At 67.1% G+C, this 22,436-nt stretch carries 26 protein-coding genes; 11 read left to right on the top strand and 15 right to left on the bottom strand.

Annotated features, from left to right (window positions below):
• Positions 1–13: 13 nt before the first annotated feature.
• The 5 genes from QRN13_RS02505 to QRN13_RS02485 form a co-directional block, all read right to left on the bottom strand.
• Positions 14–1,708 (bottom strand): MFS transporter, encoded by a 1,695-nt coding sequence (locus QRN13_RS02505; RefSeq protein ID WP_284876720.1) that lies wholly within the window; start codon positions 1,706–1,708, stop codon positions 14–16.
• Positions 1,708–2,283 (bottom strand): TetR family transcriptional regulator, encoded by a 576-nt coding sequence (locus QRN13_RS02500; RefSeq protein WP_284876719.1) that lies wholly within the window; start codon positions 2,281–2,283, stop codon positions 1,708–1,710. The genes QRN13_RS02505 and QRN13_RS02500 overlap by 1 nt, the downstream gene beginning before the upstream one ends.
• Before the next feature lie 46 nt (positions 2,284–2,329).
• On the bottom strand, positions 2,330–2,839 hold the full coding sequence (locus tag QRN13_RS02495; RefSeq protein ID WP_284876718.1) for a GNAT family N-acetyltransferase: 510 nt from the start codon (positions 2,837–2,839) through the stop codon (positions 2,330–2,332).
• Positions 2,836–4,914, bottom strand: coding sequence for a S46 family peptidase (locus QRN13_RS02490; protein ID WP_284876717.1), 2,079 nt, complete (start codon positions 4,912–4,914; stop codon positions 2,836–2,838). Before QRN13_RS02490 ends, QRN13_RS02495 begins: the two co-directional genes overlap by 4 nt.
• Positions 4,915–5,084: 170 nt before the next feature.
• Positions 5,085–7,178 carry a S46 family peptidase gene (locus tag QRN13_RS02485; protein WP_284876716.1) on the bottom strand — a complete coding sequence of 698 codons (2,094 nt, stop codon included), beginning with the start codon at positions 7,176–7,178 and terminating at the stop codon, positions 5,085–5,087.
• Between the two features lie 214 nt (positions 7,179–7,392).
• Between QRN13_RS02485 and QRN13_RS02480 the strand changes: the two genes are divergently transcribed.
• From QRN13_RS02480 to QRN13_RS02470, 3 genes are read left to right on the top strand one after another with little or no spacing between them, the layout of a single operon-like run.
• Positions 7,393–8,565 carry an ABC transporter permease gene (locus QRN13_RS02480; RefSeq protein ID WP_055753087.1) on the top strand — a complete coding sequence of 391 codons (1,173 nt, stop codon included), beginning with the start codon at positions 7,393–7,395 and terminating at the stop codon, positions 8,563–8,565.
• A complete protein-coding gene (locus tag QRN13_RS02475) occupies positions 8,562–9,317 on the top strand; it encodes an ABC transporter ATP-binding protein (RefSeq protein WP_284876715.1) in 756 nt (251 codons plus the stop codon). Before QRN13_RS02480 ends, QRN13_RS02475 begins: the two co-directional genes overlap by 4 nt.
• A 34-nt stretch (positions 9,318–9,351) precedes the next feature.
• A complete protein-coding gene (locus tag QRN13_RS02470) occupies positions 9,352–10,356 on the top strand; it encodes an HlyD family secretion protein (protein ID WP_039248126.1) in 1,005 nt (334 codons plus the stop codon).
• 9 nt (positions 10,357–10,365) lie between these two features.
• On the opposite strand, the gene QRN13_RS02465 is transcribed toward QRN13_RS02470, so the two are convergent.
• Positions 10,366–11,163 (bottom strand): crotonase/enoyl-CoA hydratase family protein, encoded by a 798-nt coding sequence (locus QRN13_RS02465; protein WP_284876714.1) that lies wholly within the window; start codon positions 11,161–11,163, stop codon positions 10,366–10,368.
• A gap of 116 nt (positions 11,164–11,279) precedes the next feature.
• The gene (locus tag QRN13_RS02460) at positions 11,280–11,432 is read right to left on the bottom strand and encodes a hypothetical protein (protein ID WP_017505113.1); all 153 of its coding nucleotides are present in this window, start codon (positions 11,430–11,432) and stop codon (positions 11,280–11,282) included.
• A 156-nt stretch (positions 11,433–11,588) separates the two neighbouring features.
• Between QRN13_RS02460 and QRN13_RS02455 the strand changes: the two genes are divergently transcribed.
• Both QRN13_RS02455 and QRN13_RS02450 read left to right on the top strand, forming a co-directional pair.
• The gene (locus QRN13_RS02455; protein ID WP_205681539.1) at positions 11,589–11,810 is read left to right on the top strand and encodes a DUF1289 domain-containing protein; all 222 of its coding nucleotides are present in this window, start codon (positions 11,589–11,591) and stop codon (positions 11,808–11,810) included.
• A gap of 75 nt (positions 11,811–11,885) precedes the next feature.
• Positions 11,886–12,401: a retropepsin-like aspartic protease family protein gene (locus QRN13_RS02450; RefSeq protein ID WP_284876713.1), complete on the top strand. Its 516-nt coding sequence runs from the start codon at positions 11,886–11,888 to the stop codon at positions 12,399–12,401.
• Here QRN13_RS02450 and pgsA read toward each other — a convergent pair.
• From pgsA to QRN13_RS02420, 6 genes are read right to left on the bottom strand one after another with little or no spacing between them, the layout of a single operon-like run.
• Positions 12,398–13,042: a CDP-diacylglycerol--glycerol-3-phosphate 3-phosphatidyltransferase gene (pgsA, locus tag QRN13_RS02445; RefSeq protein WP_502868569.1), complete on the bottom strand. Its 645-nt coding sequence runs from the start codon at positions 13,040–13,042 to the stop codon at positions 12,398–12,400. The genes QRN13_RS02450 and pgsA overlap by 4 nt on opposite strands.
• A 44-nt stretch (positions 13,043–13,086) precedes the next feature.
• Positions 13,087–13,710 carry a carbonic anhydrase gene (locus QRN13_RS02440; RefSeq protein ID WP_284876711.1) on the bottom strand — a complete coding sequence of 208 codons (624 nt, stop codon included), beginning with the start codon at positions 13,708–13,710 and terminating at the stop codon, positions 13,087–13,089.
• A gap of 21 nt (positions 13,711–13,731) precedes the next feature.
• Complete coding sequence (gene uvrC / locus QRN13_RS02435; RefSeq protein WP_284876710.1) at positions 13,732–15,612, bottom strand: excinuclease ABC subunit UvrC; 1,881 nt, start codon at positions 15,610–15,612, stop codon at positions 13,732–13,734.
• A 16-nt stretch (positions 15,613–15,628) separates the two neighbouring features.
• Positions 15,629–16,075 (bottom strand): DMT family transporter, encoded by a 447-nt coding sequence (locus tag QRN13_RS02430; RefSeq protein WP_284876709.1) that lies wholly within the window; start codon positions 16,073–16,075, stop codon positions 15,629–15,631.
• Between the two features lie 9 nt (positions 16,076–16,084).
• A complete protein-coding gene (locus QRN13_RS02425; protein ID WP_284876708.1) occupies positions 16,085–16,969 on the bottom strand; it encodes an alpha/beta hydrolase in 885 nt (294 codons plus the stop codon).
• Positions 16,970–17,029: 60 nt separating this feature from the next.
• Complete coding sequence (locus tag QRN13_RS02420; RefSeq protein ID WP_284876707.1) at positions 17,030–17,503, bottom strand: NUDIX domain-containing protein; 474 nt, start codon at positions 17,501–17,503, stop codon at positions 17,030–17,032.
• A 65-nt stretch (positions 17,504–17,568) separates the two neighbouring features.
• Between QRN13_RS02420 and QRN13_RS02415 the strand changes: the two genes are divergently transcribed.
• From QRN13_RS02415 to QRN13_RS02390, 6 genes are all read left to right on the top strand, one after another.
• Entirely contained in the window at positions 17,569–18,225 is a 657-nt protein-coding gene (locus QRN13_RS02415) for a hypothetical protein (RefSeq protein WP_284876706.1), read from the top strand.
• Positions 18,226–18,346: 121 nt separating this feature from the next.
• Positions 18,347–19,108, top strand: a complete 762-nt coding sequence (locus tag QRN13_RS02410; RefSeq protein WP_284876705.1) for an SDR family oxidoreductase — start codon at positions 18,347–18,349, stop codon at positions 19,106–19,108.
• Positions 19,109–19,111: 3 nt separating this feature from the next.
• Positions 19,112–19,510: a dihydroneopterin aldolase gene (folB, locus tag QRN13_RS02405; RefSeq protein ID WP_265151554.1), complete on the top strand. Its 399-nt coding sequence runs from the start codon at positions 19,112–19,114 to the stop codon at positions 19,508–19,510.
• A gap of 82 nt (positions 19,511–19,592) precedes the next feature.
• Positions 19,593–20,264 (top strand): hypothetical protein, encoded by a 672-nt coding sequence (locus QRN13_RS02400; RefSeq protein WP_284876704.1) that lies wholly within the window; start codon positions 19,593–19,595, stop codon positions 20,262–20,264.
• Positions 20,265–20,274: 10 nt separating this feature from the next.
• Positions 20,275–20,658: a hypothetical protein gene (locus QRN13_RS02395; protein ID WP_284876703.1), complete on the top strand. Its 384-nt coding sequence runs from the start codon at positions 20,275–20,277 to the stop codon at positions 20,656–20,658.
• 52 nt (positions 20,659–20,710) lie between these two features.
• The gene (locus tag QRN13_RS02390; protein WP_284876702.1) at positions 20,711–20,995 is read left to right on the top strand and encodes a GNAT family N-acetyltransferase; all 285 of its coding nucleotides are present in this window, start codon (positions 20,711–20,713) and stop codon (positions 20,993–20,995) included.
• A gap of 41 nt (positions 20,996–21,036) precedes the next feature.
• Here QRN13_RS02390 and QRN13_RS02385 read toward each other — a convergent pair whose 3' ends face one another.
• A complete protein-coding gene (locus QRN13_RS02385; RefSeq protein WP_284876701.1) occupies positions 21,037–22,023 on the bottom strand; it encodes an SDR family oxidoreductase in 987 nt (328 codons plus the stop codon).
• A gap of 79 nt (positions 22,024–22,102) precedes the next feature.
• The gene (locus QRN13_RS02380) at positions 22,103–22,420 is read right to left on the bottom strand and encodes a hypothetical protein (RefSeq protein ID WP_055753103.1); all 318 of its coding nucleotides are present in this window, start codon (positions 22,418–22,420) and stop codon (positions 22,103–22,105) included.
• Positions 22,421–22,436 lie beyond the last annotated feature (16 nt).

Below are 22,436 nucleotides of genomic sequence, written 5' to 3'. Positions count from 1 at the left end.
TGTGGGTCTCGGTTCAGTCGGCGGCGGCGACGGCGCTCTGGACCGCAGCGTCTGCATTGTTGTTCTTGGCGTCGCGGCGCGCCTTCCAGCGCGGCCGCAGGTGGGTGACGGTCACCCAGGCGGAGCCCAGGGCCGCGATCACGGCGATGACCAGAAAGACATCGTTGTAGGCCAGCACATTGGCCTGCTGCGTCACCTGTCGGCCCAGCAGGACGGCGCCTTCGGCGTTCGCCAGCGCGGGATCCGTTATCGTCGAGGCATAGGCGCCCGACAGCTGGCGCATCCGCAAGGCGACCTGCGGATCCAGCGCCGAAATCCCGGCCGCCAGCTGGTTGGAATGGTATTTCTCGCGGAGGATCTGAAGCGTCCCGGTCAGCGCCGAACCCGCCAGACCGCCGACGTTCTGAAGCACGCTGAACATGACGATGAAGCTGATCAGGTTCTGCTTGCCCTGGGTCAGCACCTTGACGATGCCGATCATCAGCGCCGGGCCGATGAACATGGCCGAGGCGAAGGCGATCAGGGCCTGGCTGAAATACAGCTGCGCCGGGCGCGTCAGGACCGTCGAATGGCTGTCGATCCACGCGCCGACCGCGATCAGCGCCAGGGCGATGGCGATCGGCTTGTTCAGCTTCTCCATGTTCAGGGTGAATGCGCTGACCAGGGTGCCGGCGATCATCGACAGAAGGATGACGACGAAGAGGCCGTGAAGCTGATCCGGTCCCAGGCCGACGACGGTCAGGAAGCCCACCGCGCCGGATGTCTGCTCCGACAGCACGATGCGGATCAGCAGGATCGCCCCGAACAGGCGCAGCAAATCCGGTCCGGTCAGCCAGCGGGTGTTGATCAGCGGGTTCTTGCGATTGTGCTCGACCAGGAAGGCGGCGGTCAGCAGGATGACGGACCCGATCAAGGCCCAGCCGATCCAGGCGGCTTGCGTCCACCAGACGATCCGCCCCAGACCCAGGGCCGCACACAACAGGGCCACGCCTGGCGCAAACAGGGCGAAGGTCAAAAAGTCCAGCCGGTCGAACACGCGCAGCCGCTCGGACGGCGGCAGTTTGACCACCTGCACCGCGCCCCAGGCGACCAGGCACAGGCCCAGCTCGAACAGATAGAAGGCGCGCCAGTCGCCCAGCTGGAGCAGGCCGGGCATGACGAGCCGCGAAATCGGCACGGCGAAACTGGCCAGGCCGATGCCGATGATCAGCCCTTTGAGTCTATGCGCCGCCGGAAAGGCCTGGATGATGTAGAGGAAGCCCAGGCTGGAAAGGCCCGCGCCCGCCATGCCGGCGATGGCCCGCACCAGCAGGGTCGATTGATAGTTGTCGACGAACAGATGAGCGGCGCAGACCAGCACGAAGGCCCCCAGGAAGATCTGGGTGAACAGGCGCAGGCCGTACTGCATCCGGAACTTGACCAGGATCAGGTTCATGCAGGCGTTGGTCATGACGAAGACGACCGGCAGCCATGCGGCCTCGGTGATCGTGATCCCCAGCGAGCCTTGCAGGTTCTGGATGTTGGCGGTGACGGCGGCGTTGCCCAGCGATCCGACCATGGCGACCAGCAGGCCGGTCAGGGCGTACTGGATCCGCATCGGCCAGGGGTGATCGGGCGTGGCGGGCGAGCCGGGCATCATCGGCCGCTCGTGCGGCTTCAGCGTCTCGACATACTGTTCCCAGGGCAGGTGCCAGTTGTTGCGGGCCATCAGCGCGGTTCCCCGCGCGGTCTCAGCCCGTCCAGAACAAGCGCGCGGGTGCGCAGCGACACGGCCTGGCGCTCGGCTTCGTCCGCGCCCTGAAAACCGGCGCCCAGCAGGGTGGCGATCAGACGGATGTCCATCGGCCGCAGATCCTCCCTCACCAGGCCGGCGGCCTGGGCCCGCTTCAGCGGTGCGGCGCCCGCCTCCATCAAGCTCTGCCGCAACGGTGTAAGCGCATCTGGCGACCGCACGTTCCGCACGACCCCGGCCAGTCCCGCATTGCGCACCATGTCCTCGGCCAGGCGGTCCAGAAACCAGAAGAAGGCCTGCGGATCATCGCCCTGTTCGGCGGTGCGCCGACCCAGGTCTGCGACGTCGGCCTCCAGCACCGCCAAGGCCAGTTCGGTGCGGTCGGAGAAGTGCCGGTAGAGGGTGCCGCGCCCCACACCGGCCCGTTCGGCGATCAGATCCAGGGGCGCATCCAGCCCCTGATCGGCGAAGACCGCGCGCGCCGCCTCCAGCACCGCCGCCCGGTTCAGAGCGGCGTCCTTACGGACAGGTTTTTCGGCAGGGCGCGTCATGGTGAGGCGCGTAAATGGACACGACTGTCCGTTTTGCAAGGGGCGGCTAGAGCGCTTTTTCCAGCACCGCGAATTCCAGCTCGGGTCGGGGCGGATCGACGGGGAAGGGGCGAGTCTCGCCGGTGGGGGTGTAACCGCGTCGTTCGTACCAGGCGATCAGTTCGGTCCGGCGGTGGATGACGGTCATTTCCATGCGGCGCGCACCGAAACGCGCGATCGCCTCGCTTTCGGCGGCCGCGAGCAGACGACGGCCGAGGCCGGACGCCTGCAAGGTCGGCTCGACCGTCAGCATGCCGAGATAGGTCAGGTCGTCGCCGGCGTGGGCGACCTGGACGCAGCCGATCAGCGCGCCGTCGCGATGGGCCAGCAGGATGACCCGGTCGGGATCGGCGATCAGAGCCGACAGCTCCGCCGCGCTGGTGCGATCATCGAACAGCAGGTCCGCCTCGTGCGTCCAGCCGGCCTTGGCGGTGTCGCCGCGATAGGCGCGCTCGATCAGAGGATGCAGCGCGGCGACGTCGTAGGGCGTCGCCACGCTGACGGCGATCTGCGTCACCGGCTGACGCCCAGCTCCGTCAGCAGATGATCCATCCCATAAACGTCGCGCAGGGCCACGGTGACGGCCTGGGTGGTGACGATCACGCTGCGGTTGGTGTTGCGGTCATAGCCATAGGCGTTGCGCTGGGTCAGGACGGTGGAATCGAAGTTGGCCCCGATGATCTCGCCCCGGGCGTTGACCGCCGGCGAGCCGGACGAACCGCCGATGGTGTCGGTCGAGACGGCCATGTCCATCACCGCGTTCGGATCGATCCGGTCCTTGGCGGCCATCAGCTTGGGCGCGACCGTGAACGGCTCGGCGCCGGTGGCGCGGTCCCAAAGGCCGGCGAAGGTGGTGAAGGCGCCGAAGCGCTGACCTGGCACGTCGGAGCCTTCGACCTTGCCATAGGTCAGACGCAGGGTGCCGGTGGCGTCGGGATAGACGGCGTCGCCATAGGCGGCGAAGCGGGCGGCCGCCAGCTGTTCCGACGCGCGGTCGGTCGGCGCCTTGACCTTATTCTCCCATTCCGTGCGGACGGCGCGGGCGTCGGCGTCGATCGACAGCAAATACTGGATCATCGGATCGTCCGACGCCTGAACCGCCGCCAGGCCGCCGGTCCACAGGGCGCGACGCACGGCCGGATCGGCCAGCTTGGTGCCTGAGACGACGCGGGCCGACAGCTCTTCGGGGCTTTCCTTGCCCAGCAGGGTGCGAACGTAGGGGCTGTCCACCGTCAGCGATTCGCGCGTCTTGGACAGCCACCATTCCAGCCGGATCTGCTCAAGCTCGGGATAGGTGGGCCGCTCGGCGAACAGGCCGGATTCGACGCCCGGCAGGCGGCTGTCGGCGAACTCGGCCAGACGCTGGTCCGACGGCTTGGCCCGCTCCTGCGCGCCGCGCACGATGGCCTTGGCCCACTGGAACAGCTGCGATCCGCCCGCGACCGAGGTGGTGCCCAGGCCCGTGCCGCCTTCCAGCAGGGCGGTCGGCGCATAGAGTTCGCGCGCGATGGGCTGGACCGCTTCCAGCGCACCCCAGGGATCGGGACCATTTCCGTTGGCGGCGGCGTAGCGCTGCATGAAGTCGACCTCGGCCGCCGCCTTGGCCTGGATGAACTGGGCGTCGGTCAGGGCGCGCATCCGGCCCAATCCGCGCTTGTAGGTGTTCTCCACGCCCACGATCGGGTCCATGGCGATAAAGGCTTGGTCCTCGCCCTCTTCAGAATAGCGGATCAGACGACCGCGCAGCTCCGAGGCGATCAACTGATCCAGTGGCAGGACCACGTCGCGGATCGTGGCCAGCTGGTCCATCGTAAGCAGGCGCTGGGTCGCGCCGGGATTGCCGGTGATGAAGACGGCCTCGCCCTCGGTCGGCTTGTCGGCGTTCCAGGCGAAGTGGACCGGCGACTCGACCGGTTTGCCGTCCTCGTACAGGCGGATGAAGGCCGCATCGATGGCGAAGCGCGGGAAGGAGAAGTTGTCCAGATCGCCGCCGAAGGTCGCGGCGCGATCTTCCGGCGCCCAAGCCAGGCGCACATCGCTGTATTTGCGGTACTTGTAGAGTTTGAACTGGCCGCCCCGGTACAGGCTGACGACCTGGCAGCGGATCTTGGGATCGTTTCCGCAGGCTTCGGTCTCGATCCGCCCGGCCTCGGCCTCGCGCGCTTGGGTGAAGGCCTGGCCCTCAAGCCCTTCGCCGGCCTTGTGCATCCGCTCGGTGACATCGGAGATGTCGGTCAGGATCTCGGCCGTGGCGCCGGGGCATTTGCGCTCCTCCTCGCGCGTCTTGGGCGTAAAGCCGGTCTCGCCATATTGCTGTTGCGGCGTGGACAGGTTGGCGACGCAGGTGGCGACACAGTGGTTGTTGGTCATCACCAGGCCCTGGCCCGACACCACGCCCGCCGAACAGCCGCCGAACTTCACCGACGACAGCCGCACCCGATCCAGGAAGGCCTGGTCGATATTCGTGCCCAGCGTCTGGTTGGCGCGGGCGATGGGGAAGTTGTCGTAGGTCCACATGCCTTCCTCGGCGCTGGCCGAGCTGGCGGCGGCGAAAGCAAGAACGGCGGCGGAGGCGAGGAGAAGAGGGCGCATGGAAAACTCCTGATCCTTCTCCCCTCGGGGGAGAAGGTGAGCCCAAAGGGCTCGGATGAGGGGGCTCTGCCCGCATTCAAAATGGAAAAAGGGGGCCTGGGTCAACCAGCCCCCTCATCCGTCTCGCTAGCGCGAGCCACCTTCTCCCCGAGGGGAGAAGGATTTTCGGCTTAGCGACGCACGCCCAGTTCGCGCAGCAGGCGCGGCTGGTTGTAGACGTTGCGCAGGGCCTCAGTGATGGCGGCGGTCGAGACCGTCACCGTGCGGTTCAGCTCGGGGTCGTAACCGAAGCTGCCGCCCAGCGAGTGGATGTTGCCGTCGAAGGCGGCGCCGATGACTTCGCCCTTGGCGTTGATCACGGGCGAGCCCGAGTTGCCGCCGATGATGTCGTTGGTCGAGACGAAGTCATAGACGGTCGACTTGTTGACCTTGCCCTCTGCCGCCAGCCAGTCCTCGGCCGCGTTGAAGGGCTCAGCGCCGGTGTTGCGCTCATAAAGGCCGCCGATCTGGGTGAAGGGTTCGACCGTCACGCCGCGATAGGTCCAGCCCTTCACCTGGCCGTAGGACAGGCGCAGGCTGAAGGTCGCATCGGGATACAGATTGGTGCCGTAGACCGCGAACCGGGCCTGGGCGATCTTTTCGCCGGCGCGGCTGGTCGGGCCGGATACGGCCGATTCCCACTGGGTGCGCACGGCCTGGGCCGCATCGTCATTGGCCAGGACGAACTGGATCAGCGGGTCGCCCGAGGCGGCCAGTTGCTCCGGCGTCATGGCCAGGGCCTGGGCGCGGAAGGCGGGATCGGCCAGGCGCGTGCCGTCGACCAGACGCTCCGCGATCTGCTCGGGGCTTTCCTTGCCCAGCAGCGCCTTCACGTTCGCATTGTCGACCGTCAGATATTCGCGGGTCTTGGACAGCCAGAAGTCGAGATAGATCTTCTCCAGGTCGTTTGAGATCGGCGTTTCGGTCGCCAGGCGACGGCCCAGCGAAGCGATGTCGGCGTCCGAATAGCCGGCGCGGCGTTCAGCGATGGGCTTGGCGCGTTCCTTGGAGGCGCGGACGATGGCCTTGGCGTAGCTGTAGAGCGACGAGCGCTGACCGGCCGCCGATTCCAGCTGGCGATAGGGCAGATAGAGGTCGCGCTGGGCGCTCGAGGCGCGTTCCAGATCGGCCCACGGATCGCCGATGCGTTGGGCCAGGGCCGGGTCGGCGGCGACGCGCTGGCGCAACTCCTGCTCCTCGCGGCGTTTGGTGGCCATGAAGGCCGGGTCGGTCAGGGCGCCCTGCTGGCCGTAGTTGACCTTGAAGCCGTTCTCCAGGCCGAAGATCGGATCGACCGAGACGCGCTTGGCCTCTTCGCCGGTGGTCGAATATTCCAGCAGGCGACCGCGCAGTTCCGAGGTTTGGATCAGGCTGATGGGCAGTTGCTGGTCACGCAGGGTTTCCAGCTGGGCCACGGTCAGCAGGCGCTGGGTCGAGCCGGGGTTGCCGGCGACGAAGGTGACGTCGCCTTCCTTGGGCGCATTGGCGTTCCAGGTCAGGTGGTTGGGCGTGGCGACCGGCTTGCCGTCCTCGTAGATGCGCAGGAAGCCGGCATCCAGGGCGTAGCGCGGGAAATTGAAGTTGTCCGGGTCGCCGCCGAAGAAGGCCGCCTGGAACTCGGGCGCGAAGACCAGGCGCACGTCATCGTATTTGCGGAACTTGTAGAGCTTGTACTGGCCGCCGCGGTAGAAGCTGATGACCTGGCAGGTCAGCTTTTGGTCGTCGCCGCAGGTCTCCTTCTGGATCTTGTCGATCTCGGCGGCGCGGGCCTGGACGAAGGCGGCGCCTTCAAGGCCGGCGCCGGCGCCGGTCACGCGGTCGGTGACATCGACGATGTCCGTCAGGATCTCGGCCGTCTGGCCGGGGCACTTTTTCTCTTCCTCACGCGTAGCGGGCATCCAGCCGTTCTTGACGTAGTCGTTCTGGGCCGTGGACAGGTCCTGAACGCACGACACGACGCAGTGGTGGTTGGTCAGCACCAAGCCTTCGTTGGACACCAGCGAGGCCGAGCAGCCCTGCAGGCGGACGGCGGCGTTGCGCACGCGGTCCAGCCAAGCCTGGTCGATGTTGGTGCCGTACTTCTCGTTCACCGTGGCGATGGGAAAGTTGTCGAAGGTCCACATGCCCTCGTCGGCGCGGGCGGAGGTCGCAGGCGCGGACAGGACGGCGGTGGCGGCGCCGAGCGCGGCGAGCGAGGCGGTGAGACGAAGCGAGGGCAAGGACATGAAGGCGTGTTTCCCGGAGCGTGGGACGGCCTGTCCCATCTGTTATGTTGTAACTAGCGCCGACGAAGGCCCGGCGCCAAGAGGCTGCATCGCCCTTAATCCCCGGATTTCAAACCCGCAATGTCCGTGTGGCGGAACCCTTACCCCGATTTAACTTGGCGGTGAGGGGGCGCACGGTCAGATAGGCGCAAGTACCGGGGGTTTATCGACGACGATGTCGCTTGCGCTATCAACACTGCTGTTCGAGTGGCGTCGCTATATGGCGGCGGTCATGGCCCTGGCCCTGTCCGGGCTTCTGGTCCTGGCGATGACCGGCGTCTTCATCGGCATCGGTAAGGGATTCACCGCGACCATCGAACGGTCGAACGCCGACATCTTCATCATGCAGCCCGGCGCCAAGAGCCTGATGGGCGGACCGTCGGGCGTGCCGCGCCGTTTCATTCCCCTGGCCTACAACCACCCCGAGGTGGTCGAGGTTATGCCCCTGGACGGCGCCGGGGGCACGTTCCAGAACATCAAGAACGTCGATCCGACCAAGAGCCAGGCGGACAATGCGTCGCAGGGCGCGCCGCGTCAGAAGTTCGTCCAGGCCAGCATCATCGACACCCGCCCCGGCTCGGTGACCATCCCGACCGACTATTCGCAGGAACTGGTCGATGCGTTGCGCCAACCCTACACCGTGGCGGTCGATGAGACGGCCCTGACGACCCTGGGCGTGAAGCTGGGCGACAAGGCGCTGTACAACGGCCAGACCGTCACCGTCGTCGGCGTGACGCGCGGCTATCCCAACATGATGCAGCCGGGCGTGGTCATGTCGCGCGACACCCTGCGGATGCTGGGTCAGGCCGACACCGGCGCGCGCGTGGGTCCGCTGATGGTCAAGCTGCGTGATCCGGCCCGTGCGCCCGTCGTAGTGGCCCAGCTGAACGCCATGGGCAACGGTCAGTGGAAGGCCTGGACCAAGCAGCAGCTGGCCGACGCCAACGCCGGCGCCATGTTCGAGGAAGGCATTCTGGTCATCATCATCGGCGGCTGCGTCGTCCTGGGGATCATCATCGGGGTCGCCATCACCTGGCAGACCCTGCGCGGCGCCATCATGGCCAATATCAAGGAGTTCGCCTCTCTGCGCGCCCTGGGCGTCAGCATGGGGTCCTTGCGTCGGATCGTGGTCGAGCTCAGCTTCTGGGTCGGCGTCGTCGGCGTCATCGCGGCCATCGTCCTGACCTGGCTGGTGTCGCTGCTGGCGATGATGGGGGCGGTGATCATCGCCCTGCCGCTGTCGCTGCTGATCGTCGTCGGCATCGGCCTGATCGCCATCGCCATGGTGTCCGGCCTGCTGTCGCTGGGCATCCTCAAGAACAGCCAACCGGCGGACCTGCTGCGATGAACGTTCATACAAAGGTTCACGGCAAGCACGGCGATTTCGCCATCGAGGCCAAGGCGCTGGTCAAGCGGTTCAAGTCCGGCAAGGCCTGGGTCGAGGTGCTGAAGGGCGTCGATTTCGATGCGCGGCATGGTGACCTGACCATGGTCATGGGGCCGTCCGGCTCGGGCAAGTCCACCCTGATCGCAGCTCTTTCGGGCCTGCTGAAGCCCGAAGAGGGCCGGGTGGACGTGCTGGACGTCGACGATCTGTGGAAGCTGTCCTCGGGCCGCATCGACAAGTTCCGCCTGGATAACTGCGGCTTCATCTTCCAGGGCTTCAACCTGTTCCCCGCGCTGACGGCGCTTCAGCAGGTCGAGACTGTGCTGAAGTTCCAGGGGCTGACCGCAGGCCAGGCCAAGAAGCGCGCCACCATCGCCCTTGAAGAGGTCGGCCTGGGCCACCGTCTGCACCAGCGGCCGGCGGCTTTGTCGGGTGGTGAAAAGCAGCGCGTCGCCATCGCCCGCGCCCTGGCCAAGGATCCCAAGATCCTGTTCGCCGACGAACCCACCTCGGCCCTAGACGGCGAGAACGGCCAGGTGGTCATCAAACTGCTGCGCCGCGCCGCCACCGAACACGGCGCAGCCGTGATCTGCGTGACCCACGATCCACGCCTGGAGGCCTGGGCCGACCGGGTCATCCACATCGAGGACGGCAAGATCTTGGACGACCAGCGCCGCATCCCCGATCCGAACGCCATCCTGGCGTCCCACTAACCGACACGACGATTTCCCTTAGGACGACACGCCAATGCCCGGCTTTCTGAAGAAAAAACGCACTTGGATCGGCCTGCTGCTGGTGATCGTGCTGGCGGTCGGCTTCATGCTGTTCCAGTCCGCCGCCAAGACCAAGAAGGCCGAGCAGGAGAAGGCGGCGGCGACCAAGGTCGACAGCCCCTATGCGGCTATCGCCAATGGCAAGGTCGACGTCGAGGGCGGCATCATCCAGATCGCGGCCCGTCGCGGCGGCATCGTCCGTGACGTTCTGGTTCAGGAAGGCGATCGCGTCGTCGCCGGTCAGATCCTGGCCCGTCAAGAAGACGACGAAGCGCGTCTGGCGGTGCAGGCCGCCGCCGCCGCCGTCAGCCAGGCCGAAAGCCAGCTGGCCCAGATCCGCGTGGACATCCGCACCGCCCAGCGCGAGCAGGAGCGTCTGCAACGTCTGGTCGCCACCAACTTCGTCGCCGCCCAGCGCATGGACCAGGCCCAGGACGCCATCGCCACCGCCCAGGCCCGGCTGGGGTCGCAGGTCGCCGCAGTCCAGACCGCGCGCGCCCAGCTGGATCAGGCCCGCTACAATCAGGAACTGACGGTCATCCGCGCCCCGACCAACGGCCGGATCGTGCGCCGCTACGCCAACCCCGGCGCCGGCGCCTCGACCCTGAACGTTTCCAACATGTTCGATCTGGAACCCGACGCGCCGCGCATCGTCCGCGCCGAGGTGGTCGAGAGCGACCTGCCGAACCTGACCGACGGCCAGGCCGTCGAGATCAGCCCCGAGGGCGACGCCAGCAAGGTCTATATCGGCGCCGTCATGCGTCGGGCCGCCGTGTTCGGCGCGCGTAAACTGGCCTCGGACGATCCCTCGCAACGTAGCGACGAGCGGGTGGTTGAAGTGGTCGCCTCGGCCGGCGATGCGCCCCTGCTGATCGGACAGCGGGTGCTGGTCAAGTTCATGAAGCCGGGCGAGACCGCCGGGGCCAAACGCGCGGTCGCCGCCGGCGTCGGGCCCAGCGAGGCCATGAAGACGAAATAGAACGTCGGATCAGCGGCCGGTGAAATTGCCCGGCCGCTTTTCCAGCACGGCGGCGACGCCTTCCTGATGGTCCTCGGTCAGATGGGCGAGCGCCTGCATGGCTGCCGACATCTCCAGCATCTGGTCGAAGGTCGTGTCGCGGCCCTGGCGCAGCAGGGTCTTGGCCATACGCAGGGCCTGGGGCGGCTGGGTCGCGACTTGGGCGGCGGCGGCCAGGGCTTCGTCCATCAGGCTGTCGTGCGCGACCACGCGGTTGACCAGCCCCCATTCGGCCGCCGTGGCGGCATCGATGGATCGGGCGGTGAACAGCAGTTCGGCGGCGCGGGCGTAGCCGATGTTGCGCGGCAGCAGCCAGGACCCGCCGTCGCCGGGAATGATGCCCAGCTTCAGGAAGGGCACGCCGAAACTGGCGCGGTCCGAGGCGATACGGATATCGCCCAGCCCCGCGATGTCGCAGCCCAGCCCCATCGCTGGCCCGTTGACGGCGGCGATCAGCGGAACCTCAAGCCCATACAGCGACCGCACGATCCGATGGACGACCCGGCGATAGCGTTCGCGGATTGTCGCGCCCGAGCCCTCGAACAGGTCGCGCCTGTCCCGCATCGCCGTCAGATCGCCGCCGGCCGAGAACGCCCGCCCGGCGCCGGTCAGGACCACGCAGCGGATCGACGGATCGGCGTTGACCCGCTCGCACGCCGCCGCGACCTCGTCGCCGTCGCCCAGATCGGGCAGGGCGTTCAGCCGCGCCTCGCGATCCAGCGTCCAGATCAGGATCGCGCCCCGCTTCTCTTCGGTGATCAGGCCCATGCATCGTCTCCGTCTTCGCGCCCGTCATCGACCGCCAACGCCGCGTCAGGCAAGCCCGGAATTGCAAAAGCCCCGGCGAGACCGGGGCTTCTTCAGGCTGAGGGCCGAGCGGGCCGTCAGCGTTTCTTGATCGTATAGGGTACGAAGTTGGACGGATGGCTGACCACCCGGCCCGAGTTCGACGGCATGTGCCGACTGTTGACTAGCATCCCGCCCCAAAGGGCAAAGGACATCATGGCGTGTTGGAGGTTACGCTCCTTATCGTTCATCTTGGCGTCTCCTTTCGCAGAACGATGAAAAGAGACGCGTCGTACCAATGGGATTCCACCGTCAGTCGTTTCGCGTCATCAGCCGATATAAGACAGTTTCGTGAATTTGCAACCTTATTCGTCAGGAGTCGGAGTGATTTTCGCCGCTGTGTCACAATGAGCGCGACGACCCCGAGCCGGCCCGGACCGCCCAAGGCCATCGCTACGCCCTGCGTCATGGTGTGCGCGGTCGACGGCGAGAGCGGCCTGTGCCTCGGCTGTTTTCGCACCCTGAAGGAGATCGCCGGCTGGCGGGCGTTGAGCGACGCCGAGCGCGCGACGGTCATGGCCGACCTGCCGTCGCGCCGTAGTCAGGTGGATCCGGCCAAGCTGGGCTAGCGCGGTTCGCGGCTTAAGCTTTCGTCAGCCACGTCGTTTCACCCCATCCAAACGCCGCGCCTCTAAGACAGAGGCATGGTTCGCATCGATACCCAGTCTGTCGTCGTCCTCGGCTTCGCTCTCATGGCGTCGTTCGGCACGGCTCTGACGATCCGCCATCTGGAAGGCGACGGCATGGCCCAGGCGGCGACGCCCGTGGTCGAGGCGGCGGTGGGCGCCTCCGGCACCGACGCCCAGGTGGTCAAGGGCGCGGACGGCCACTACTGGGCCGAGGCCAATATCGACGGCAAGGCCGTGCGGGTGCTGGTGGATACGGGCGCCAGCGTGGTCGCCCTGACGCGCGCCGACGCCCTGAGGCTGGGAGTCGATCCCGAACCCGAAGCCTTCACAGGCAAGGTTCAGACCGCATCAGGCGTCGTGCGCGCCGCGCCGGTTCAGCTGAAGTCGATCTCGGTCGCGGGCGCGCGTGTGGACCGGGTCGAGGCCCTGGTGGTCGAGCAGGGGCTGGAATACTCCCTGCTGGGCATGAGCTATCTGGGCCGGCTTTCCGCCTTTTCCGCCACGCCGACCGGGCTGACGCTGCGGCCCTAAAGATCTCGCATCTGGCGACGGGCTTCGCTGAAATACTGCCAGCCGGTCCACAGGGTGATGATGGCGGCGAACCAGATCAGGAAGATGGCGAAGGATTCAAACGCCGGCTGCCAGGCCAGCGGCGATCCGTCGTCGTTCTGCAGGCCCAGGGCGCCCCACAGCAGGGTCAGCTGAAGCGCGGCGAGCGCCACCATCTGCACGGTGGTCTTCCACTTGGCGGCCAGGGTGACCGGCAGTTCGATGCGGCCGGCCATCGTCTCGCGCAGGGCGGAGACGGCGAATTCGCGGAACAGGATCAGGCCGCAGGGCAGGGCGATGCCGGGTAGCGAACCCGAGGCCAGGACGCCCAGGATGGCCCCGGTCACCAACACCTTGTCGGCGATGGGATCGAGAATGGCGCCCCAGCGCGTGGTCGCGTTCCAGCGCCGGGCGAGGTAGCCGTCGACCCAGTCGGTCGAGGCGGCGATGACGAAAATCCAGAAGGCCCAGACGCTGAACCGCCCCTGGGTCTCCGGCGACAGCCAGGCCTCAAGCGCCCCGGGGGCGGCCCCGGCCATCATGGCGAACATCACCACCCCGGCCACCAGACGCAGTCCGGTCAGGATGTTGGGGATGGGGTTGGCGCGGTGGGCGGAGGTCATCGTCATGTCCGTTGCAACGCGCCGGGTGTGACACGGTTCGCCGCTCAATCCAACGGTTCGAACCGGGGCTTGTCGGTCAGGGCCGTAAGCGCGCCCTCGGCGATGCCGAAATGCAGGCCGCTGAGCTGAAGCTCGCCCTTGGCTTCGCGCTCGGCGATCCAGGGGAAGGTGCGCAGGTTCCGGATCGACAGCCGCACGATGGCCTCTTCGGCTGCGCGCTCCAGCTGGTCGGGGGCGACGGTTTCGGCGACGTGCTGGACGACAGGCGCGCCTTGGGCGATCCAGGGGGCGACAAAGTCGGCGACGATTTCTGGGGCGCCGTTGATCATGGCGTTGACCCCGCCGCAGTGGGCGTGGCCCATGACCACGATCCGCTTGACGCCCAGCACCTTGACCCCGAACTCCAACGCCGCCGACACGCCGTGCAGCTTGCCGTCCGGCTCATAGGGCGGGACCAGGTTGGCGACGTTGCGCACGACGAACAGTTCGCCCGGCTTGGCGTCGAAGATCAGGGCCGGATCGGCGCGGCTGTCGGAACAGGCCACGATCAGGGTGTGTGGTTTCTGGCCCTTGGTCGCCAGGCTCTCGTACTCGGCGCGGGCCGTAGGCCAGTGCTCGGCGCGGAAGCGGCGATAGCCGGCGGTCAGTTCGTCTTCGATGTCGCTCATGGTCGGTGTCTTAGCTCCGGCTCAGCTTTTACGGAAGAAGGCGTGGATGCGCTCGGCGAGGGGTTGGTTGATGCCGTCGACCTTGACCAGGTCGGCCAAGGAGGCGCGGCTGACGCCCTTGGCCGAGCCGAAGGCGTGCAGCAGGGCCTTCTTGCGGCCGGGGCCGACGCCTTCGATCTCGTCCAGCGGGTTCTTCTTGATGTCCATCGAGCGGCGCTTGGCGTGGGCGCCGTTGGCGAAACGGTGGGCCTCGTCGCGCAGGCGCTGCAGATAGTAGAGGGCTGGCGACTTGAGCGGCAGCATGAAGGGCGCCTTGCCGGGCATGAAGAACTTCTCCATGCCGGCGTCGCGATCCGGGCCCTTGGCCACGCCGACGACGGCGATGTCGTCCAGCCCGCCCAGGTCGGCCATGACCGCCAGCACCTCGGCCAACTGTCCCGCGCCGCCGTCGATCAGCAGCAGGTCGGGGCGGACGACGTCTTCGCCCTTGGCCTCGCCTTCTTCTTCATCCTTGATCAGGCGCGAGAAACGACGGCGCATCACCTCGCGCATCATGCCGTAGTCGTCGCCGGGCGTCAGATCCTCGCCCCGGATGTTGAACTTGCGATACTGCGACTTCTGGAAGCCCTCGGGGCCGGCGACGACCATGCCGCCGACCGCATTTGTCCCTTGAATGTGGGCGTTGTCGTAGATCTCGATCCGCTCGGGTCGGCTCTCCAGTCCGAAGGCCTCGCAAACCTCGTCCAGAATCTTGCCCTGCGCCGAGCTTTCGGCCAGGCGGCGGCCCAGAGCCTCGCGCGCATTGGTCAGGGCGTGGTCGACCAGCGCCAGCTTCTCGCCGCGCATCGGGCGGACGATCTCGACCTTGCGATCCGCCTTCATCGAAAAGGCCTCTTCCAGCAGCTCCAGCTCGTGCGGGCGGACGTTGGACAGGATCAGGCGCGGGATCGGCTTGTCCTCGTAGAACTGGCCCAGGAAGGCGGCCAAAATCTCAGGATCGGTGTCGGTCTTGTCCACGCGCGGGAAATAGGCGCGGCCGCCCCAGTTCTGGCCGGCGCGATAGAAGAAGACCTGGACGCAGGCCTGGCCGCCGTCGGAATGCAGGGCGAAGACGTCGCCCTCGGCGACGCTGTCGGCGCTGACGGAGTTCTCCATCGCAATGGCCGACAGGGCGCGGATGCGGTCGCGCACGCGGGCGGCCTGTTCGAAGTCCATCTCGTCGGACGCCGCCTGCATCTCCTTGGACAGGCGACTGATGACGGCGCGGGACTTGCCGCGCAGGAACTGTTCGGCCTCGGTGACCAGTTCGCCGTAGTCCTCAAGCGAGATCAAGCCGGTGCAGGGGGCCGAGCAACGCTTGATCTGATGCAGCATGCAGGGACGGGTGCGGGTCTCATAGACACTGTCGGAACAGGAGCGCAGCAGGAAGGCCTTCTGCAGGGTGTTCAGCGTGCGGTTCACCGCCCAGGTCGAGGCGAAGGGGCCGAAATAGTCGCCAGGCGTGGTGTGGGCGCCGCGATGCTTCCTGACCTGGGGCGCGCGGTGGTCGCGGCGGATCATCAATTCGGCGAAGGACTTGTCATCGCGCAGCACCACGTTGAAGCGGGGCTTCAGCTTCTTGATGAAGTTGGATTCCAGCAGCAGGGCTTCGGTCTCGGTGGCGGTGACCACCAGCTCCATCGACCGGGTCTGCGACACCATCAGGCCGATGCGCTGGGTGTGGAAACGCCCTTGCGCATACTGGACGATGCGCTTCTTCAGCGACTTGGCCTTGCCGACATAGAGGCACGAGCCGTCCTCGCCGTACATGCGATAGACGCCCGGCTTGTCCGGCGCCCGGCGCGCCTCGTCGGCGATCAGGGCGGCGGCTTTCAGTTGGGAATTAGGCGTCTCCTCGGTCATCGCGCCCGATATAGGGTCAAGAGCGCCGGACCAGAAGGACGCCGGCCAGAACAAGCCCCACGCCGGCGATGCGGCCGATGTTCAGCGGCTGGCGCGGCACGCCCAGGGCGCCGAAATGATCCAGCGCCAGGCTGAGCAGCAGCTGGCCCCCGACCATCAGGGTGATGGTCATGGCCACGCCCAGGCGCGGCACGCCCCAGGCGGCGGCGACAACGAAACAGGCGCCATAGGCCCCGCCCAGCCAGGCGTACCACGGCAGGGCCCGCGTCGCGGCCATGTCAGGCCGGGTGTGCAGGATCGCCGCCAAGACCCCCAGCACGGTGGTGCCGACCGCAAAGGAGATGAAGGCGGCGTTGACCGGGGAGGCCACGGCGGTCGCCAGCTTGGCGTTGGTGGGCGCCTGAAGCGCGGTGGCGCCGCCGGCCAGGATGACGACGAGGATGGCGAGCAGGGACGGGTTCATGGCCTCTGGCTAGCATGGCGCTCGCCGATTGCTACCCCGGATGAAGCGGGCGGCGCGTTCCCCTTCCGGATCGCCGGCGACGCCGAAGTCGCGCTTGATGGTCATGTGGCTGTCGTCCGGGGCGGCGATGACCTCTGCGCGGCCGCCGACCCGGATCAGGGCCTCAGCCAGGCCGCGGCTCTGGGCTGTCGAATCTTGGCGGCGGGCGACGTGGAGGATGAGGAAGGGCGGATAGGCCACGCCGGCGCGGATAAGCAGAGTAGGCGACAAGGCGGCGGCCTGATCCCCGAACGCCTGATCGTAGGTCCGGCCCAGCCAATGGTCGACCGGGCCGGTCCCGCGCGCGGCTGTGGCGTCATAGCCGGCCCCGTCCAGCAGGATCACCCCCGCCAGATCCGAGGGCTTCGCCCCAACTGCGCCGAGGTATTCGGGATCGATTCCGACCAGCGCGGCCAGATGGGCCCCGGCCGAATGCCCCAGCAGATAGATCGGCCGTCCGGGCAGGCGGCGCTTCAGATCGGCGACAGCGGCGGCGACATCCAGGGCCGACTCGCGCGCGCTGACGGCGGGAGCCAGCCGATAGCTGGTCGAGGCCAGAGTCAAGCCGTGCCGCTGGGCATAGTCAGGCAGGGCGGCGACATTGGTCCGTTCGCCCCGTGACCAGCCGCCGCCGTGCACGAACATCAGGATCGGTCCCGTCCCTCCGTCCGCATAGAGATCGTAGGCCTGAAGCGGGTCAGGACCGAAGGTGAAGGTATGGGCGGGCGCGACAACCGGGCCGGAGGGCGCCATGCGACGCTGTCGACGATCGCTGCGGGTTTGGGCGAGGGCGTGGGAGGGGAGGGTGGCGCTGACGGCCAGGCCGATAAGGGCCAGGCGACGCGAGAGAGGCATGGTGCGATCCTTCCGAACAGGCTTGACCGTTCTTCAACGGAGCGAAGGGCGGTTTCCGTCTCACCAGTCCGGATCGACCGGGGCGCCGTCGAAGATTTCGGCCAGACGCGCGCGACAGCCCCGGTTCACATCGTCGGGCAGGGCGGAGGGCGAGAACCAAGCGATCTCGGCGATCTCGCCGTGGCTGGTGCGCTCGCCTACATCGAAGGCGTCGATGCAGAAGACGGCGACGTGATCGCCGGGAAAGAACCGCTCGTTGGAGTGGATCGAGATCAGGCGCGGAGCCCCGCGCGCGACCAGACCGGCCTCTTCGCGCAGTTCGCGCACCACGGCGGCGTGCGTCGTCTCGCCCCGATCCACCCCGCCGCCCGGCAACCACCAGCCCTTGAGATAGGTGTGCCGCACCATCAGCACCCGCCCCTGCGCATCCACCGCCACCGCCCGCACGCCCAACGTCTTGCCCCGCGTCAGCCGCGACCAGGCGAAGAAGAGGGGACGGGTGAAAGGTTCGACGTGGATGCGCCAGTTGCTCATGGCCCGACCGTGCCAGAGTCAATGCTGGACCTAAACCTAAACCAAACATCCCGGCGAAGGATGTTATGCTGATCAAGAGCGGAGGGGATTGGATGCGTTTGTCGGCTGTGATCTTGTCGGTGCTGCTGTCTTTGTGGCCCCTCACCTCGGCGAGCGCTCAGGACGCAACGATGGATGCCGACCAGTCCCAGCGCGAAGAAAGTTTCAAGGCTGATCTGATCGCCCGCTTGACGGCGGCAGGCGTTCAGGAGAGCGACATCATGGTCACCTATCGGGACGATTTGCAGGACTATGAAATCCTGATCGGAGGCGGGACGCTGACAGACGAGGGTATAGCGCACATAAGGACCGCGACGCGGATGGCCGGCATCGTCACCTTTGAAGACAGCGAAAACGCGGCGCGCCTGCACGCGCAGGAGGCGGTCGAAGGTCGAGCCTTGATGCGGAATATGGGCGCCGAATTGAGGGCGAGTACGCCAGGTCTGCCCGTGTACGATCCAGGCGCCATGTCGCTGGCGGATTTCGCGACGGCATTGGAAACATACGCCGGCTTCCAGCCCCGGCAGGTGCTTTCTGTGCGTGAGAATGAAACGCTCCGGATCGGCCCCGTGATAGGGCCGATAGATTCCGATCGATCGAGAAAACTCTTCAATGCGATTACGGCCACGCTATTTGATCATGAGGAAGTAAACGTCGTGCTGGTCGGTGAGGACGGAGCTTGAACCCCATCCCATCCCGCTCTAAGCCAAGACTGACAACAGGAGCATTCCATGCTGGCTCTCGGCATCATCTTCGGCTTCATCGCCGTTCTGGCGGCGTTCAACGTGTTCGAGTTCGGTCGGGTTGACTGAGGCGGCTGCTTGCTCTGAGAGGGGCGTCGCCCTGGTCACGGGCGGGGCGCGGCGGATCGGGCGGGCAATCTGTCTGAAGCTGGCCCAGGCCGGCTTCGACGTGGCGATCCATCATCATGCGTCGGGCGACGACGCCCGGACCCTGGCCGACGAGATCGCGGGCCTGGGTCGGCGCGCATGCCTGTTGCAGGCGGACCTGACGGACGAGCCCAAGGTGCGGGCGCTGATCCCCGCGGCGGTCGAGGCGCTGGGGCCGGTCAGCGTGCTGGTCAACAACGCCTCGGTGTTCGAAGACGACCGGATCGGCGTGCTGACGCGCGACAGCTGGGACCTGCATCTCGACACCAATCTGAGGGCGCCGATCGTGCTGACCGAGGCGTTCGCCGCCCAGGCGGTCGAGGGGGCCATCGTCAATCTATTGGACCAGAAGGTGCTGAAGCCGGATCCGCGCTTCTTCTCCTACAGCCTGTCGCGCAACGGCCTGTGGTGGGCGACGCAGACCCTGGCCCAGGCGTTGGCGCCCGGCATCCGGGTCAATGGGGTGGGGCCGGGGCCGACGCTGCCGTCCATCCACCAGACGCCCGAAGAGTTCGCCGCCGAGGCGCGCGCCACCCTGCTGGAAACGCCCGGCAGCCCCGAGGCGGTGGCCGAGGCGGTGCTGTGGCTGATTGACGCCCGGATGGTCACGGGCCAGATGATCGCCGTCGACGGGGGCCAGCATCTGGCCTGGCGCACCCCCGACATCCAGGAGTAGCGCGTGGTTTCCTCTCCTTTGGCGACGCCGGCTCCGGCGGACGATGCGCTGCGTTTCGAGCGGCTGAGCGTGTTCGTGCGCGGGCTGGAGGTCGAGGCCGGGATTGGGGTCTATGACCACGAGCAGGGGCGGCTGCAGCGGCTGGTGATCGATGTGACGCTGGAGCTGGCGCCGCGTCCGATCGAACGGCTGGGCGACACCATCAACTATGAGACCGTGGCGGACGCCGCGCGCGCCATCGCCGCAGAGGGGCATGTGGGGCTGGTGGAGACCTTCGCCGAACGGCTGGCGCGGGCGTGCCTGGAGGATAACCGCGTGCAGCGGGCCACGGTGCGTATCGAAAAGCCGGGCGCCCTGGCGGCGGTCGCGGCGCCGGGCTGCGAGATCGTGCTGGGGCGGTAAGGGCGGTTGCTTCGCGCCGCGCCGACCGCCATTGTCATCGGCAGATTCCAGCCGGGCGTCCGGCGTGACAGAAGCGTTGTTCATGGCCGAGCCCGGCGATCCGAAAGACCCAGCAGCGCCCCGCGATCACGACCACGATCATGACGCCGAGGTCGGCTTCGTCTCGCCCGCGTCGCTGGCGGGCCGTGCGCGTGAGCGCCAGCCGGAGCCGTTTACCGCCGAGGAGCGCGAACCAGACCTGTTCGACCCGCCCGAGCCGGGGCCTTTCGACCGGTCTGGCCCGACGACCCGGCCGACGGCGCCGTTTCCGCCCCGCTCCGAGCCGACGCCTGTCGAGGCCGAGCCGGCGCCGGCCGTGCGCGCGGTGCGCCAGCGTCTAACGGCCGAGGCCGCGCCCAAACTTCAGGATTCAGGCCGCGAAGCCCCGGTCGTGCCGATGCGGCTGTATGCGATCTATGTGCTGATCCTATTGGCGGTGCCGACGCTGGGCGTGTCGTGCTTGGTCGCCCTGCTGGCGGTGATGCGGCGCGACGGGGCGACGGATCAGCTTGAGCACAGCCACGCCGTCTATCAGCAGCGCACCATCGTGGGCGCCGTCGGGGCGGCGGTCGTCGGTGCCCTTCTGATCGTGGTCAACATCGGCGTGCTGGTGCTGTTTGCCCTAGCGATCTGGGTTCTGGCGCGCGGCGCGTTCGGGGTGCTGAAACTGAAGAGCGGGCAGGCCGTTCCTCACCCCCGCAGCCTGTTGTTCTGAAGGACCGACGATGACGAATGAACCCAATTTCATCGCCGGACAGCCGTCCGAGGGCAAGGTCGGGGCGCTGATCGCCTGGGCCCTGTTCATCCTGTCGATCCCCAGCGCCAATGTGCTGGTTCTGATCGGGCTGGTGGTGTCTTATGTGACGCGCGGGACGGCGACGGGCTTGGCGCGCCAGCATATCGAGGCGCAGATCCGGCTGTTCTGGTCGGTCTTCTGGTGGACCATCGCGGCCTGGGTCGGGATCTTCGTCAGCGCCCTGGCGTCGGTGGTGCTGATCGGCATTCCGTTCCTGCTGCTGTTCCTGCTGGTCTGGTTCCTGCTGAGTGTCTGGTTCACGATCAAGAGCGTGATCGGCCTGCTGAACCTGCTGAACGACAAGCCGATCTGAAACTCGGAACGTCCCGACGGTCTTGGCTGTTGATCCGTCAAAGGAGAACCCGATGGGACAGTTCAAGGACGTCGAAGGCGACAACCGGTTCGAACAGGCGTTCGACGACGACAAGGGCGCGGGCCTGGTCTGGGCCGACTATACCGTCAAGGGCGACGCGCGGATCATTCTGCATGTCGAGGCCGAGCCGTCGCTGCGCGGATCAGGCGCGGCGGGGCGGTTCATGCAGTCGCTGGCCGACCATGCGCGCCAGACGGGGCTGAAGCTGTTTCCGCGCTGCAGCTACGCCGTCGCTTGGCACAAGCGGCACCCAGATTACGACGACGTGCTAGCCTAGGCGATGCCGCCGCCCTGCGACCGCAGAGCGGCGGTTTCGGTTCAGCCGCCGGCGTAACCGCCGATGATCGGCAGGATCTCGCCGGTGATGAAGCTGGACATCTGGGGCGAGGCCAGAAAGACGTAGGCGGGCGCAATCTCTTCGGGCTGCGCCGGGCGTTTCATCACCGTGTCGGCGCCGAATTTCGAGGTCGCCTCGGCGTCCTTGTCGGCGGGATTCAGCGGGGTCCAGACCGGGCCGGGCGCAACCACGTTCACGCGAATGCCGCGCGGGGCCAGATGCGTGCCCAACGAACGGGCATAGGCGTGGATGCCGCCCTTGGTCAGCGAATAGTCGAGCAGGTCCTTATTGCCCATAAGACCAGTGACCGAGCCGGTCATGACGATGGCGCCGCCGGCCTTCATGTGCGGGACCGCCGCCTTGGTCATGTTGAAATAGCCGTAGAGGTTGGTCTTCAACGTGCGGTCGAAATGCTCGTAGGTCAGGTCCTCGAAGGCGGGGACGTGCTCCTGGAAGGCGGCGTTCGGGACCAGGACATCCAGGCGTCCGAAGGCGTCGAGCGTGGCCTTGACCGCCATCTCGGCGAAGGCGGGATCGGAGACATCGCCCTTCAACACCACGGCGCGGCGACCCTCGGCCTCGACGGCGGCCTTGGTGGTTTCGGCGTCGGCGTCCTCGTCCAGATGGCAGATGACGACGTCGCAGCCCTCGCGCGCGAACAGGACAGCGACCGAACGGCCGATGCCGGAATCGGCGCCGGTGATCAGGGCGGCGAACCCGTCCAGCTTGCCCGACCCCTGCCAGAAGGGCGCATCATAGAGGGGCGCGGGATCCAGCGCCGCCTCGTCGCCCGGCTTGGTCTGATGCTGTTTGGGGAAGGGCGGTTCGGGGTAGGGGCGGGCGCCGGCCTGCATCGCGCCGGACGGCTTGTCATCGCCGGACGCCTTGTCCTTTGCGTCGATGTCGCGCTGGATGGCGCGTTCCTGATCGGCGATGTCTTCGGCGCGCGCGTGGGTCCGGTCGTCCATGGGGTCGTCTCCTGAAGATGGGGTCCTCAGGAAAGCGGACGGGCGGGCGGGTCGTTCCGACGGCCCAGCTTCGGTTTTTTCAGCCGACGCGGTGGACGATGGTCTTGATGGTCTCGGCCTTGGTCGGCAGATCGGCGGCGAGACGCGAGGCGATCTCGCGGGCGCCGACCGGATAGGCGTCGCCGCCGTCGGCGATGGCCTTGGCCTTGGCGGCGGCTTCGAGCAGCAGACGCTCCAGACCTTCGATTTCTTCCAACGCCAGGGCGTGGGCTTCCAGCTGAAGGCGTTTGACGCGGTCGGCGGTGGTTTCGGGCGCTTTCATCAGGTCGTAGATCTCGGCCTCGGCCGCGACGAGCCGCAGGTCAGGCTTGGCGTCGGAACCGGTGGATTTGGCCATGGAATCACGTCTCCCG

The sequence above is a fragment of the Brevundimonas sp. MEB006b genome, from assembly GCF_030209705.1.
Classification (GTDB): Bacteria; Pseudomonadota; Alphaproteobacteria; order Caulobacterales; family Caulobacteraceae; genus Brevundimonas.
Note: the sequence above shows the minus strand (reverse complement) of the source record. Positions and strands in the feature narration are given on the sequence as shown.